At 35.2% G+C, this 14,063-nt stretch carries 13 protein-coding genes and 1 pseudogene; 5 read left to right on the top strand and 9 right to left on the bottom strand.

The annotated features are described in order from the left end of the window. The first annotated feature begins 44 nt into the window (after window positions 1-44). The 3 genes from bcaP to yidC all read left to right on the top strand — a co-directional run bounded on the left by bcaP (window position 45) and on the right by yidC (window position 2,735). Window positions 45-1,436 carry a branched-chain amino acid transporter BcaP gene (gene bcaP / locus DZB84_RS12535; protein WP_116352609.1) on the top strand — a complete coding sequence of 464 codons (1,392 nt, stop codon included), beginning with the start codon at window positions 45-47 and terminating at the stop codon, window positions 1,434-1,436. A 188-nt stretch (window positions 1,437-1,624) separates the two neighbouring features. Then, window positions 1,625-1,927 carry a hypothetical protein gene (locus DZB84_RS12530; protein ID WP_116352608.1) on the top strand — a complete coding sequence of 101 codons (303 nt, stop codon included), beginning with the start codon at window positions 1,625-1,627 and terminating at the stop codon, window positions 1,925-1,927. A 16-nt stretch (window positions 1,928-1,943) separates the two neighbouring features. Next, window positions 1,944-2,735 (top strand): membrane protein insertase YidC, encoded by a 792-nt coding sequence (gene yidC / locus DZB84_RS12525; protein WP_116352607.1) that lies wholly within the window; start codon window positions 1,944-1,946, stop codon window positions 2,733-2,735. A 198-nt stretch (window positions 2,736-2,933) separates the two neighbouring features. Here yidC and DZB84_RS24920 read toward each other — a convergent pair whose 3' ends face one another. The 3 genes from DZB84_RS24920 to DZB84_RS12510 all read right to left on the bottom strand — a co-directional run bounded on the left by DZB84_RS24920 (window position 2,934) and on the right by DZB84_RS12510 (window position 5,558). Further along, the gene (locus DZB84_RS24920) at window positions 2,934-3,074 is read right to left on the bottom strand and encodes a hypothetical protein (protein WP_189655236.1); all 141 of its coding nucleotides are present in this window, start codon (window positions 3,072-3,074) and stop codon (window positions 2,934-2,936) included. Between the two features lie 269 nt (window positions 3,075-3,343). Continuing rightward, window positions 3,344-4,576, bottom strand: coding sequence for a poly-beta-1,6-N-acetyl-D-glucosamine synthase (gene pgaC, locus DZB84_RS12515; protein ID WP_116352605.1), 1,233 nt, complete (start codon window positions 4,574-4,576; stop codon window positions 3,344-3,346). 484 nt (window positions 4,577-5,060) lie between these two features. Then, complete coding sequence (locus DZB84_RS12510) at window positions 5,061-5,558, bottom strand: hypothetical protein (RefSeq protein ID WP_116352604.1); 498 nt, start codon at window positions 5,556-5,558, stop codon at window positions 5,061-5,063. Between the two features lie 736 nt (window positions 5,559-6,294). Here DZB84_RS12510 and DZB84_RS12500 point away from each other — a divergent pair. Continuing rightward, the gene (locus tag DZB84_RS12500) at window positions 6,295-6,891 is read left to right on the top strand and encodes a DUF421 domain-containing protein (protein WP_223254440.1); all 597 of its coding nucleotides are present in this window, start codon (window positions 6,295-6,297) and stop codon (window positions 6,889-6,891) included. 93 nt (window positions 6,892-6,984) lie between these two features. Here the strand turns inward: DZB84_RS12500 and DZB84_RS12495 are convergent. The 5 genes and pseudogenes from DZB84_RS12495 to DZB84_RS12475 form a co-directional block, all read right to left on the bottom strand. Beyond that, a pseudogene (locus DZB84_RS12495) lies at window positions 6,985-7,884 on the bottom strand (sensor histidine kinase); the annotation flags it as partial. Window positions 7,885-8,060: 176 nt separating this feature from the next. Next, a complete protein-coding gene (locus DZB84_RS12490) occupies window positions 8,061-8,747 on the bottom strand; it encodes a response regulator transcription factor (protein WP_116352601.1) in 687 nt (228 codons plus the stop codon). Beyond that, window positions 8,722-9,327, bottom strand: coding sequence for a class I SAM-dependent methyltransferase (locus DZB84_RS12485; protein ID WP_116352600.1), 606 nt, complete (start codon window positions 9,325-9,327; stop codon window positions 8,722-8,724). Before DZB84_RS12485 ends, DZB84_RS12490 begins: the two co-directional genes overlap by 26 nt. Window positions 9,328-9,588: 261 nt before the next feature. Beyond that, window positions 9,589-9,927, bottom strand: coding sequence for a YmaF family protein (locus DZB84_RS12480; RefSeq protein WP_116352599.1), 339 nt, complete (start codon window positions 9,925-9,927; stop codon window positions 9,589-9,591). A gap of 31 nt (window positions 9,928-9,958) precedes the next feature. Further along, on the bottom strand, window positions 9,959-10,864 hold the full coding sequence (locus DZB84_RS12475; protein WP_116352598.1) for a DUF2935 domain-containing protein: 906 nt from the start codon (window positions 10,862-10,864) through the stop codon (window positions 9,959-9,961). Between the two features lie 264 nt (window positions 10,865-11,128). On the opposite strand from DZB84_RS12475, the gene DZB84_RS12470 reads away from it, so the two are divergent. Further along, window positions 11,129-12,019, top strand: coding sequence for a cation diffusion facilitator family transporter (locus tag DZB84_RS12470; RefSeq protein ID WP_116352597.1), 891 nt, complete (start codon window positions 11,129-11,131; stop codon window positions 12,017-12,019). A gap of 247 nt (window positions 12,020-12,266) precedes the next feature. Here DZB84_RS12470 and DZB84_RS12465 read toward each other — a convergent pair whose 3' ends face one another. After that, window positions 12,267-14,027: an EAL domain-containing protein gene (locus DZB84_RS12465; RefSeq protein ID WP_116352596.1), complete on the bottom strand. Its 1,761-nt coding sequence runs from the start codon at window positions 14,025-14,027 to the stop codon at window positions 12,267-12,269. Window positions 14,028-14,063: the final 36 nt, after the last annotated feature.

The following is a 14,063-nucleotide window of genomic DNA, read 5'->3' as shown; positions in this document are numbered from 1 at the left end:
TACAGATAGAATTTTTACATATTTTCAAAAAATGAGGGTTCAGTATGAAAAATGTATTATTCAGAAAAAAAAATCTCGGGGAGCTACTTAAAAATAAGGGAGAAATCCAGCTACCGCAAACGTTAGGAGCCTTTGACTTAATGTTGCTTGGTGTAGGTGCTATTGTCGGAACAGGTATATTCATTCTTCCTGGAACAGTAGCTGCGGGGCACGCTGGACCAGGTATTGTATTTTCCTTTATTATAGCTGCAATTGTTTGTGCATTCGCCGCGATGTGTTATTCAGAATTTTCTTCATCCGTACCAGTAACGGGTAGTGCATATACGTATGTATATATTGTATTTGGAGAACTGGTCGCTTGGTTAGTTGGATGGGCTTTATTATTAGAATATGGTTTAGCTGTTGCAGCAGTTGCAACTGGTTGGTCTGCCTATTTAAGTGCCTTGTTAGAAGGTTTTAATGTTACCCTTCCAAAGGCTATATCTGGTTCTTTTAATCCTGCAGAAGGAACATTTGTAAATGTACCAGCTATCGCTATTATATTTGCCACTGCATTTTTATTAACGCTCGGAATAAGAGAATCTACGAAGGTTAATATGATCATGGTATTTCTTAAAGTGGGGGTTATTCTCTTATTTATTGGAGTAGGTATTTTTTATGTTGAGCCTGCTAATTGGCAACCATTAATGCCGTTCGGAATAAATGGAGTCATAAGTGGTGCAGCCCTTGTTTTCTTTGCTTATCTTGGGTTTGATGCTGTTTCGTCAGCTGCAGAAGAGGTAAAAAACCCGCAGCGAAATATGCCAATTGGGATCATTGGATCATTAATTATTTGTACAATCCTTTACGGAGCTGTTTCCCTAGTTCTAACTGGGATGGTTTCATATACGAAGCTAAATGTAAGTGATCCAGTTAGCTTCGTCATGCAAATCGTTCATCAAGATTGGGTGGCTGGAGTGATTTCACTTGGTGCCGTTGTTGGGATGATGACAGTTATACTAGTCATGTCATATGGCGGAACGAGACTTCTTTACGCGTTTGGCCGTGATGGATTGCTGCCGAAAAGTATGTATGAGCTTAGTAAAAAATATAAAACACCCGTTAAAAACACATGGATATTTGCCGCACTTGTCGCTTTTTGTGCCGGCTTCGTTCCATTGTCTAAGTTGGCAGAACTAGTAAACATGGGAACATTACTTGCATTTACAATCGTTTCAATTGGAGTTATTTATTTAAGAAAAAATAAAAGTATCCCATCCAATGGTTTTAAAGTACCTTTCTTTCCAATTTTACCGATATGTTCATTCTTATTATGTTTATTTTTAATTACCCAGCTCTCTTTCTTTACATGGGTTGCATGCGGTGTTTGGTTTCTATTTGGACTACTATTCTATTTTGCTTATGGCAAAAAGCATAGTGTCATGAATGAAGAATAAGAAATGCATGAAGTGAGCTTACGTTGTCATACAGAGGACAATATAAGCTCACTTTTTTTGATGAAAGAACATGATGCCCATCCTCTTTCTATCTGGCGCTGCTTAGCTTCCATAATTTAATTTTGTGAGATAATCAAAATTCATGTATAGTTAAAGTATTCACAAACGAAATTGGAGGTGAAAATCCTTTGCTGATAGATTTTCTTCTAATAGAGCCGGAAGTTTATACTCAAATGGCGCTTAACGTTAGTGTCTGTATTGGATTAATGCTTCTGTTACTTTCTACACAAAGGGTTCATATTGGTTTTAGTTCACCTTTATCCAATTTTACAGACACGAAAATTAGTGAATGTAAGAAGTTTGATGGTAATCGAAGTCTTTTAATTCAGTACTTTATCACAAGAAGAATTACCAAATCGATTCGAAATAAACGATATACAAGTGATGACTCTGAGAGTTTTGTTTCCTTTTATCTTAACAGTTCAATCTAACTTTTAAGGAGGAAACATGAAAAATTCTCGTTTTTACACCAAACTGATTATTCTTTTATCCGTACTGACTGCACTTCTGTCTGGGTGCGGAATAAATTCAAATAACAATAATGAAGGTTTTTTTAACACTATCTTAGTAAACCCTATCACACAGTTCATAAATTTTATCGCAAATACATTTGACGGTAGTTACGGTATTGCGATTATTGTTGTAACCATATGCATACGATTGATTATGATGCCTTCTATGTTAAAGCAGTATAAAAACCAATCCGTGATGAAAGAAAAGATGGATTTAGTAAAGCCCGAAATGGAAAAGATTCAGAAGAAAATTTCAGCTGAAACGGATCCGAAAAAGAAACAAGAACTTCAACGGGAAATGATGGGCCTTTATCGACAACATGGAATTAACCCACTTAATATGGGGTGCTTGCCATTGCTCATTCAAATGCCTATTTTAACTGGATTATATTATGCGATTCGTGGTTCAGCAGAAATCTCGCAACACACCTTTTTATGGTTTAGTCTAGGGCATCCTGATTTATTGTTAACGATTATTGCGGGGGTTATTTATTACATTCAATTTAGAATCTCGCAATTAAATATGTCCCAAAGCCAACAACAACAAATGAAATTTATGGGGTTATTGTCACCGATTATGATTGTTATCATTTCATATAGAGCTCCAGCTGCACTACCACTTTATTGGGCAGTAGGCGGAATCTTCTTGACACTCCAAACACTGATTGGTCATCGACTTTATCGAAACCAGAAGGTAGGAAAAGTCGTGGAAAATAAACAAATATAAATAAAAAATATGGCCTGATCTCCGGTAATGCTTATTCGCTAGGGGTCAGGCCCTTTAATATTCTATTAGATAACCTTTAAAATCCACTCTTAGTCTCATAATTTGCTCATTTATAAGCTCTGTATTTCATCAATTCCTCTGATTTAGTATTTAAACCAACTATTTGATAAATTACATTTTCATTATGAACTATTCCCTTCACTCAACTATATCTCGAATTGGATTTTTCTCCAATGTAATGTCCTTCGCATTTTGTAAAGTATCATAATCATCCTTACCAATTAAGCCAAGTCCCAATAACTCTCCCTCAGTTGTTGGCTGCGGATATTTCCTTCTCATCGAGGGGCCGAACCTTTTTGTATTATAGTACTTCCACAACCACAGTCCTAAGTAGCATGCAATAAAAATAACGAAAACAGTATAAAGGAAATCTCTGATTTCTACGTTTGTCATTTTAAATGAAGTTTTTATTAAATTGATATAAGTACTATTATTATTGATAAGTGCACTGAAAAAAAAGCAGATCACAACTATACAAAATAGCCATATCAAAATGGAGAAAAGGCCGATCATCACTTCATTTACCCAATTACGCTTTGTTTTAATAATCAAGTCATTCTGTTTCCTCTGTCTGGGCTTGTCCATGTTGCATAACCACCTTTAATCCTAGACTTAATCGCTTTAGGAAACGCAAACACCACAATAACCGCGTTTAACACCCAATAAATAACAGGATACCAAGCTGCCCAAAGATAATATTTTGTAATGTTGTCATAGGGTGAGTCAACTTTAATCGAAATCCATAATTGAACTAGGCTTAAAAAGGTTAGAGTAAAAGAGGAAAATGTTAGCCAAATCAACAGCTCATGTAGATTGCTAGCTGTTAAGAAATAATATAGTGTTACAAAAATCCAAGTGTATGACCAAGTTAGGCTTACCCACTGCTCAAAATAAATGGGCCAAATCCTTCTATGCTTCCAACTACGCAATACATTCCAATGCCTGAGTATAACCTCTTGACCACCTTGTGCCCATCGAATCCGTTGTTTCCATATCCCTTTGATCGTTTCAGGCACAAGCATCCAACATAGTGCACGTGGCTCATAGCGAATATCCCAAAATTTCTCTTGTAGCTTCCAGGAAACCGAAATATCTTCTGTAATCATGTCACGGTCCCATAGTCCAACGTCTACCAATGCCTTTTTTCGAAAAGCCACAACCACACCTGAAACCGTCATAATTTTTCCTAATATACGTTGAGTTCTTTTTATAGATCCAATAATAGAAGCGTACTCAACAATTTGAAGGCGACTTAGTAATGTATCACGATTTCGTATCCGTGGGTTTCCTGTTACAGCACCCAGCCTCTCACCACGATTAAAAAAGTGATGAATTAAATAATGGGGAGCATCAGGGTCTAGAATCGCATCTGAATCAATACAAATTAAATATTCCGATTTAGATGCATGTAAAGCAATATGTAAGGCGTTTGCCTTCCCCCGATTCTCCTTACAATCAATCACTCTTAGTTCTGCATACTTCGGAGCTAACTTATGAAGAATATCAGCAGTCTTATCTGTACTTCCATCATTCACAACAATGATTTCTTTATATGGATAATTCACTTTTGCAATATGTTTGATTGTTTCCTCAATTGTCTCTTCCTCGTTATAACAAGGGATTAAGATACTAACAAAAGGCCATTCAATCTCATCAAAATTAATCTTTTTCTTTCTTTCTCGATATCTAAAAAACAAACTTGCACCCGCTATCCAGAATAAGGACATAACAAGGGGGTACCAAAAGATAAACTGTGAAAGATATCTTACTAGGTGTTCCATGTTATCAACCCTGTTTCTATTGTTTTTAATTTCTAGTGATACCTGAGCCGATAAATAGTATTCATCAACCCATTAAATTTCTATGAAGTTTATGTGGAGTTTTATGGAGAATATATCATTCACAATTTAGTCTGTGTAATTTGCGCTATTTTCATGAAGACGAACGCAGGACTTTAAGAGGAACGTTAATGAACGGAGATGTGGGAAGGCGTTGAAGCATTTATTAGCAGAAAAATGATTATGAACCTTGAGAATTCTACACAACCTATTATCTTTAAACCTTTTCCCAAACCATAAATCAATCAATATAGGCTCCCTTAAAAGAGACTGTCTTCATGGTTCTAAGAATTTTTTTACTTAAGAAATAGACATGAATATTACAATCAGTAAACAAGTATGTTTTAAAAAATTTCTAGAATGCTGTTTATTTGTGGTAAGAATAACAAAAGGTGATTCCCCCTGAATGTATCTTAAAATACTTTGTTTATTGGAACTTTATAAATAATTTTAGAATGTGGTAATACAAAATGGTTAATGACTGAACAAACAAGTAAACTGGAAAAGAATAAATAGACTTCCATTCCTTGAATGTAAAAACACCGAACACGACAGTAATCCATTCGTATGCCACACTAAATATAGAAAACACCACTATATATAAAAAGGAGTATATATGCTTTATTTTAAATTTTTCATATAAATAAAGGTATACATAAGCAAATGGACCGTATAAAAGATAGGAAAAAATATTAAACATCTCAAACTTACCAGTATCCATCAAGTCATATAAATCCAGTGGTGGGCCAGCTAATACATGATCAGCAATTCTTGCTATTGTTGCAGAAAATAAAACAATTAAGATGATCATACTCAAAGAGAATTTTCTTTTGGGTAAAAAGAATACCGAATAAGAAGTTATTAGGGATATGATGACAAACCATTCATTTTTGCTTAATTCATCAGGTAGCGGAAATAAGTTCATGATACAATTCCTTCCTTACGAAGTACCGTTCTAAATCCTTGTTGAGCAAGTATAGTAATGAACAATATAAGAATCCACACCATACCTAACATCACTAGATTCCAAGCATGAAATCGGTATACACCATAAAATCTTAATATATAATCACCTATGTACAAGAGAATAAAAAGACACACTAAAAGGGATCCACCTCTATAGAAATTACGTTTTGTTGCCTGCCAAAGGTCGATTAGCCATAAGATTGCTAGCGGAACATTTATTACTGCGTTTAGACGAAAGGCGATTAGATCCTGTAGCCTCTTACTAACTTCCCACAATTCAAGGTTTACGCTAATGATCGACACAAAACTGGTATAGATAAACACCAAAAGAAAAAATACAAATACCTGTTCTAAAATGTTCAAATGCTTCTTGGTAGAAAAAAACGCGATCACCAATAACATGGTCAAACAAAAAGTAAGTGTTAGGGACACAACAAATACCTCCAACCAGGTTTTATAGCTAAAACACTATACTCTAACTATCACAAACTGAATCTTCGTAATTGCTATTTCGATAACTTTTATATTTATAAAGTTGGTTTGTGATTATGGTTCCCAATAATATGGAAACTATTGTTAGTTACTATGTGTTTTGTAATAGAAACACTTTTAACAGTGATTAGGTTGTTACTTAATAAAGAAGAGATAAAATGGGAATTTTAAAGGAAATGCAGTAAGTAGGAGGAGGTTCAATCATGGAACTATCGTTTATTTGGAAATCATTTTTATTAATTCTTGGTGGTATTCTTTTATTAAGAATTGCAGGAAGAAAATCCATATCACAAATGACTCTTGCTCAAACCATTGTGATGATTTCGATTGGGACGATTATTGTACAGCCTATAGTACAAAAGAGTATCGTCAAGGCACTTGCTGGAGCAGGTATCTTTGTGGCAACTATTCTCATTATTGAATATATGGAATTGAAATTTAACATTGTAGAAAAATTCATTACCGGTAAATCTAAAGTCGTGATTGAGAATGGTTCATTGAATATCAAGAATTTGAAAAAGTTACGTCTCACCGTTGACCAATTGGAAATGAGGTTTCGTAATCAAGGAATAACCACTATTGTGGACATTAAAACAGCGACCATTGAGCCTAATGGATTGCTTGGTTATGAATTAAAGGAAGATGCTAAACCACTTACAGTTGGCGAATTTAAAAAACTTTTAGATGCCTATTTCCCATCCCTTCAAAATGAGGAACAAAATCAATCGACACAAAAAGAAAATATTTTTGATGAGATTAGTAGTAATAAACCGCAGGATCATCCAAAATATTTACAGTAAAGAAATAGTGGCACGGCGATACTCAACATTTAAAGTATCGCCTTGTATGTCTTACACAACCAAGGGACAAATAATCTCTCCACTCTTCTCTTTCTATCTCAGGATAGAATGCTCAACAAGAAAGGTTATCCATCCTTCCTTATAATCTGCATAAATGGAACCATCATGAAGTTCAACAGTTCTTTTTGAGATAGCTAGTCCAAGCCCCGTTCCTTGAGTATCTTTTCTTGCTTTGTCTCCTCTGAAAAACCGATCAAATAATTTATTCATATCACTAACAGGAGGCTTTTCCACTCTGTTTGATACTTTCAAAATGGCTTGGCTGTCTTTTTTTTCAAGGCTAATTTTTAGTTCCGAAGGTTTTTTACTGTATTTTATGGCATTCATGAACAGATTTTCGTAAACACGAACCATTTTATCTACATCCATAGAAATCGGGATTTCTTCATCCGGTATTGATTTTTGAACTGTTAATTGTTCATTTTCAAATACAGGAACGTATTCCCCTACTATTTGCTCCAGTAATCTTACTAAATCTATTTCCGTTAGATTTAACCTCACATCAGGGCTTGATAAACGAGTATATTCGAATAACTCATCAATCAGGTATTTGAGTCTTCTTGTTTTTGAATGAATGGTCTCAATGTATTCTTCTAATTGATTGCTATTATATTGACCTCTCTTTAGCAAGTCTATATACCCCAATACAGATGTCAAAGGTGTTCGCAAATCATGAGAAACATTGGTAATCAGTTCATTTTTTGCAGTTTCTAGCTGTCTTGCATGCTCAAATTTTTTTTCCAATTCGCAGGACATATCATTAATATTCCTAGCAAGTTGAGTCAATTCGTCATTACCCTCAATTCCAATCGTTAAACCCAGTTTTCCATTAGAGATATGATTAACGCTCTCTGAGATGTGCCTTAAATAGATTATTTTTTTCCTTACCATTATTAAAAAAACGAGAATAAAAGTAAGGATTGCTACTGAAAACACTAAAAATGTCATTACGTTATACTTTATTGTGCTAAATCCTGTAGGGTATGTCGTAACGTAAGGATTCAAGATAAATTGGATACAGAGGAGAATCAAAGCAATCGAAACGAATAAACTAATGGCAACTGCAACAAGGAGCTCACCAATAAGCCTATTTCTAATCCCAATCCCTTTCATATTTTATACCCAACTCCCCATACTGTCTTTATGTATATAGGTCGTTTCGGATCCTCTTCGATTTTGTCTCTAATCTTTGTGATATGGACCATGACTGTATTATCGGATTTATAAAAACTCTCTTTCCAAACAGCCTCATAAATTTTTTCTACACTTAGGACAATTCCTTTGTTACGAGAAAGAATTTCTAGTATATCGAACTCTTTTGGAGTTAACCTTATCTCCTTCTTCCCCACCCATACCTGGCGTGTATCTGTGTTTATGGTTAAATCACCAATTTCGATGATGCTTTTATTGTTGTCCGTATGGCTATTATATTTTTTGAACCTTCTTAATTGAGACTTTACCCGTGCAGTCAATTCTAAAGGATTGAACGGTTTAGACAAATAATCATCAGCACCTGCAATTAGACCTTGGATTTTATCCATATCTTCAGACCTTGCTGAGACCATAATAATTGGCAGATTACGTTCTTCCCTAATTTTCAGACACGCTTCAATTCCGTCCATTTTCGGCATCATGATATCCAAAATAATGAGATCAAAGTCCTTTTCTTCCAGCAGTTTTAAAGCCTCAATGGCATCTTCAGCTTTTTGTGCTTGCATACCTTCATTTTCTAAATAAATCGATATAAGATTTCTAATCTCATTATCATCATCAACAATAAGAATTCTGGACTCCATGGTTTTCCTCCACACTTTTCTCTGACATACCACAACTGAAAACATAAGCTGGCGGGAAATTTCTATATTCCCTTTTAACCCTTATCTCTTGGAAGTATTGCTCAATAAATGCCTTTTTAAATTTAGTGTATTGGAAAGTAATAAATTGTCCATCTTTTTTTAAGATCCTTCTAGTATTTTTTAAAATGTTGCTAGAAACCTGTTTTGGTAAACTTGCAAAAGGTAGACCTGAAACAACGTAATCGGCATAAGGAATACCGTAGTCCTTTACATATTGCTCGATGTTTTCAGCTGAACCATTTACTATAATTAAATATCTTTCCCCATTAAATTTTTCTTTCAACTCACCGTAAAATTCATTATTGCTTTCTACTAATAAAATGATTACCTCAGGATTCCGATTCTTTAGCAACTTTTCAGTGAATACTCCTGTACCTGGGCCATACTCAATAATGTATTTGGCTTTTTGAAAATTGATTCCTTCGACCATTCTATCTCCTAGAAACCTTGAGCTAGGGCTAATAGCTCCTACCGTCTTTGGATTACCTATATATTGAAACAAGAAAAGCAACTGTTTCATATTTCATCACTCCAATGGCTTGAATTTATAATCTAACTTTAAAATTCAAACCTTAAGAAATAGGAGCAAAAATCCTTAAGAATTCTTAAGCTTTTATAGTAATGCACGAGCTGAATTTACTTTTATAAATTTCCGTTATAAACCAAAAAAAATATCAGATTTGTTGTCTGATATTCTTGGCTATTTATATTTAGCTGTTTTTTAAAGGTAAGCTCTCCACCCTTTTGAATAACTTAATCAGAAGAGGACCTATAATGATTCCTATTTGTTACCGGGTGCTGCTCGGTCCACACCCTTTACATGGTGCCTGTGTCCATCATTTTCGCTAGTGTAAAAATCATAATAATGAACATGCATCCCATTACCTACCGGAATAGCTGGTCCCGAATAAGCCCGGTAATGATGAGAATGCCCATTTTCAAAGACAACATATCCCTCCGTATAATGGATATGGCTTCCATCCTGAGTAGGAATCGGTGGTGAAGTGACATCTAAACACTGGTGAACGTGGCCATCCTCTACAGAAGTATAATCAACCGAACCATGGTTATGATGCGGAACAAAACCGTTTATGAAATCATCTTTCCCTACCTTTGCCATAAAACCTCTCCTTCCATTTTATCGTCCTTCGCTATAAATGCCGTTCATTCATCTTTTTTGTATTTAATCTTTCTTCTAAAACATGAATCATGTAAAGGAAATGGTCAGCCTCCCTTACAACATGGTCTGCTAATAAAGGATTAATTACGTTCCGAATTTGACAAGATTTGATGAGTTCCAGACCAGCCTGCTTAAAGTCACGTAATTCATGAGCAGCATTCTCACTATCTTTATTCATTTTTCCGATAATTGGATAGGTAGGCTGTTTATGATATAACATTGATTCCACATCCCTAGCTTGATTCAGCAGTGTTTCAAAGTCATCCCCAAACTTCAAGGCAGCCTTCACCAAATTTCTTTCTGACTGATCAAGTAGAGATGCAATAAAACGAGAATGTTCCATCATAATTTTTAACCAAAATACATTTTCACTGATGATCGCATCTTGGATAGGATCCAAGACTCCCTGGTTAAACTTTTTCAGTGTCCTCATAAAATATTCAGCCTCACGAGCAATATGGTCAACGAGCAATGGGAAATTAAAACCACTTATTTTGCAATTGATGATTAAAATCAGGAGGTTCCTTTTAAAGTTGCGAAAACCATGTACCAACTCAATACTTTCCTCGTTTAATTTCCTTACTAACGTTACATTGTTTGGTGTTTGGTGAGCCTTTTTTTCCTGTTGTTCAAAGTAATAGTAAAACCTATCTGTTTGTTGAATGAGATGAATATCTTTTCGGTTAAATCCCTCACCTAGGAACAAGGCATGCTCCTTCATAATCCTTAGCCAAAATCTATTTTCCGTAAGGGAACGCTCAACAAATAATTGCTCTGAAAGAGATTCAGGTTTTGCAGCAAACGATTCAGGTGAAACTAACATTTGATTAAACTGCCCCATACTTACATGACCAGGGAGTTGAGGCTGATTCTGCATGGTACCCCACCTTTGCTCTGACTTTATTACTAAAGATATTTGCTTAGTAATCTATTTATGTACCGGACAAGAGCAAATATTTATCAGCTATATAATGAATAAAAATCAGATAGCTACCTATGCCTTTCTACAAAAGTTTTTCCTTCAGTAAAAACTCTTTCCTACCTAGTTAATTTGTTGCTATTTCACAAAAACGTTGCCATAGACTAACACGAAACCCCTTTGTTACAATAAGATTCAATGTTAATTTTTGGAGGAAGAGAAATGGAGCAGAGGTATCAAGATTTGAAATTAGGGGAACGTGGTGCGATTTTAAGCATTGCCGTATATATCTTGCTATCTTTTTTGAAATTAATCATAGGATACATGGCCGATTCAGAAGCTCTAAAGGCCGATGGTTTAAATAACACAACCGATATCGTTGCTTCAGTTGCAGTTTTAATTGGTTTAAAGTTTTCTCAAAAACCTGCTGATGACGATCATCCTTATGGCCATTGGAAAGCCGAAACCGTTTCGTCCTTAATTGCTTCTTTAATCATGATGGTTGTCGGAGTTCAAGTTTTGTATGGTGCAGCAACCTCTATTTTTAATGGTAACCATGAATCACCTGATATGATAGCAGCTTGGACAGGATTTGTTTCCGCTTTTATTATGTTATTGGTATACCGCTATAATAAAAATCTAGCTAAAAAAGTAAAAAGTCATGCCGTTATGGCCGCCGCTAAAGATAATCTCTCTGATGCATGGGTTAGTATTGGTACAGCAATCGGTATTTTAGGTTCCCAACTCGATATACCTTGGCTTGATCCAGTGACTGCATTTGTTGTGGGATTATTAATCTGTAAAACAGGATGGGACATTTTCCGAGAATCTTCCCATTATTTAACGGATGGCTTTGATATAGAGGATTTAGCAGAATACAAACAGACCATTTTAAATATAAACGGGGTTCTAGAAGTAAAAGACATTAAGGGAAGAACATACGGAAATAGCAATGTTGTGGATGTTGTCATATCTGTTCCGAATCATTTAGATATTACCGAGGCACATGAAATATCAACCAAAGTAGAGGTCGTTTTAATGAAGGAACATAACGTTCAAGATGTTCATGTCCATGTTGAGCCAGTCGGAGATGACAAATATATTATGAGTTGATTAAAAGCAACGTCAAATGACGTTGTCTACACCATATTTCACAGGATATCTAGGATATAAATTACTCTCCCCAGTCTGTCTTGAAAACGCTTGTCAGACAAGGCGCGCAGCCGATTGAAGACGCGAATAGAAGTTGCCTTCATGAGCGGACGAAAGAGGCAAGGAACGCAGTATGCAAGCGTTTGTCAACAGTCTGAAGCAACGTCAAATGACGTTGCTTCTTTAATGACAGGAATTTGGATTCCTCTCAAGCATTTATTTCTTTTAACAGATATTCTTCAAATGCTTGACTATTCAACGGCTTGCTAAAATAGAAACCTTGTCCAAATAATAAACCATCTTTGTTTAGTTCATTGACATGTTCCTGCGTTTCAATTCCTTCTGCAATGACATTTAAACCTAATGTCGTTGCCAGTGTTAATACGGATTTTACAATGGCTTTGCTTTCATCATTCTCATGAATATCTTTAATGAATGACGCATCGACCTTTAGGGTATCTATCGGAAGATGCTTAAGATAACTAAGCGAACTATATCCCGTTCCGAAATCATCAATTGAAATTTGAATTCCCAACTGTCGAATTTCCTCAAGAACGGATGCAGCATCATTCACATCCATAAAAACACTTTCTGTCACTTCAATTTCCAGCCATTTTGGGTCTAAATCTGTTTCTTTTAGGATCTTCTCAACTGTTTTGATGAAATTAGGATCCTCAAGCTGTCGGATGGATACATTAACCGAAATGACCAAAGATCGATAGCCAATTTCTTGCCATTTCTTCATTTGCCTACAGCTTTCCCGAAAAATCCATTCCCCTAATGGTACAATTAATCCCGTTTCTTCAGCTAATGATATAAATTTTCCTGGTGGAATGGTACCTAACTCAGGATGTCTCCATCGAACCAAAGCCTCCATACCAATTAGTTGCTTGGTAGAGATATTTAGTTTGGGCTGGTATTCTAAATAAAATTGTTCTTCTTTTATCGCATTTCTCAATGCATTTTCTAGCAATCTACGTTCCAATGATTCATTTTTAATTTTATTATTAAAGATTAAATAATGATTTTTTCCTGTATTTTTGACGTTATAAAGAGCATCATCTGCATTCTTAATCAGCTCCCTCGAAGAAATACCGTCATTAGGATAAATAGCGATTCCAATACTGCATGTCAAGATATACTCCTGTCCAGAAATGTAAATCGGAGAGTTAAATTTCGTTATGATTTGATTCACATATTTTTTTAAATCCTCTTCATCTTTTATATGCTTTAATAAGGCTATAAATTCATCCCCACCTACGCGACCAACTAGATCGCTAGGGCGAATTGCGTTCTTTATAATTCTTGCGGCTTCGATTAAAACTTGATCGCCTACATCATGGCCCCACTGATCGTTAATCGATTTAAAATTATCAAGGTCAATAAAAAGAACCGACATTTTAGATGGCGTCTTCATCTTTTTTCTGTCGAGAATTTCCCTATTCAATTCATTCATAAAAGAACGTCGATTAGGCAGATTGGTTAATGTATCATGAAAAGCCAGATGGTATATTTTTTGTTCGAAAATCTTTCGAAATCGAATATCACGCATGACAACCAGAATTAAATCATTTTTAGAAAATGATGATTTATCGATGACACTAAAACTCGCCTCAATGTTTATATAATCACCTTTGTTATCGCGGATACGAATCTCAATATGCCGGACCGTTTTCTTCCTCTTGCAAAAAATACTTATTTCCTTGTTAACCATCGATTGATCGTCTGGATGGATCATATCAAAAAAATTTAGATGTCGGATGGTAGATATGTCATAGTTTAATATAGCCTCAAATGAAGGTGACGTATATTGGAATGAGCCGTCTACTTCGATGAGACTAATTAAATCTGTTGTATTTTCAGCTATCAATCGATATTTTTCGTTTTGTTCTTCTACTTGTTTTTGTTTCACACTATCAGAGCTTATGGATTTATCTACATAATTTAGGGTACTATTCATGTTTTCCATTTCATTAAACTCCTTTTGGTTACAATTACCTTGCTT

Source organism: Bacillus sp. HNG (assembly GCF_003400205.1).
Classification (GTDB): domain Bacteria; phylum Bacillota; class Bacilli; order Bacillales; family Bacillaceae_L; genus Ferdinandcohnia.
The sequence above is the reverse complement of the archived record's forward strand: the minus strand, read 5'-3'. Positions and strand labels throughout refer to the sequence as shown.

Coding starts and splice junctions, on each gene's coding strand:
- bcaP (WP_116352609.1), top strand. CDS start 45: ATGAAAAATGTATTATTCAGAAAAAAAAATCTCGGGGAGCTACTTAAA.
- yidC (WP_116352607.1), top strand. CDS start 1,944: ATGAAAAATTCTCGTTTTTACACCAAACTGATTATTCTTTTATCCGTA.
- DZB84_RS24920 (WP_189655236.1), bottom strand. CDS start 3,074: ATGAGAAGGAAATATCCGCAGCCAACAACTGAGGGAGAGTTATTGGGA.
- pgaC (WP_116352605.1), bottom strand. CDS start 4,576: ATGGAACACCTAGTAAGATATCTTTCACAGTTTATCTTTTGGTACCCC.
- DZB84_RS12510 (WP_116352604.1), bottom strand. CDS start 5,558: ATGAACTTATTTCCGCTACCTGATGAATTAAGCAAAAATGAATGGTTT.
- DZB84_RS12500 (WP_223254440.1), top strand. CDS start 6,295: ATGGAACTATCGTTTATTTGGAAATCATTTTTATTAATTCTTGGTGGT.
- DZB84_RS12490 (WP_116352601.1), bottom strand. CDS start 8,747: ATGGAGTCCAGAATTCTTATTGTTGATGATGATAATGAGATTAGAAAT.
- DZB84_RS12485 (WP_116352600.1), bottom strand. CDS start 9,327: ATGAAACAGTTGCTTTTCTTGTTTCAATATATAGGTAATCCAAAGACG.
- DZB84_RS12480 (WP_116352599.1), bottom strand. CDS start 9,927: ATGGCAAAGGTAGGGAAAGATGATTTCATAAACGGTTTTGTTCCGCAT.
- DZB84_RS12475 (WP_116352598.1), bottom strand. CDS start 10,864: ATGCAGAATCAGCCTCAACTCCCTGGTCATGTAAGTATGGGGCAGTTT.
- DZB84_RS12470 (WP_116352597.1), top strand. CDS start 11,129: ATGGAGCAGAGGTATCAAGATTTGAAATTAGGGGAACGTGGTGCGATT.
- DZB84_RS12465 (WP_116352596.1), bottom strand. CDS start 14,027: ATGGAAAACATGAATAGTACCCTAAATTATGTAGATAAATCCATAAGC.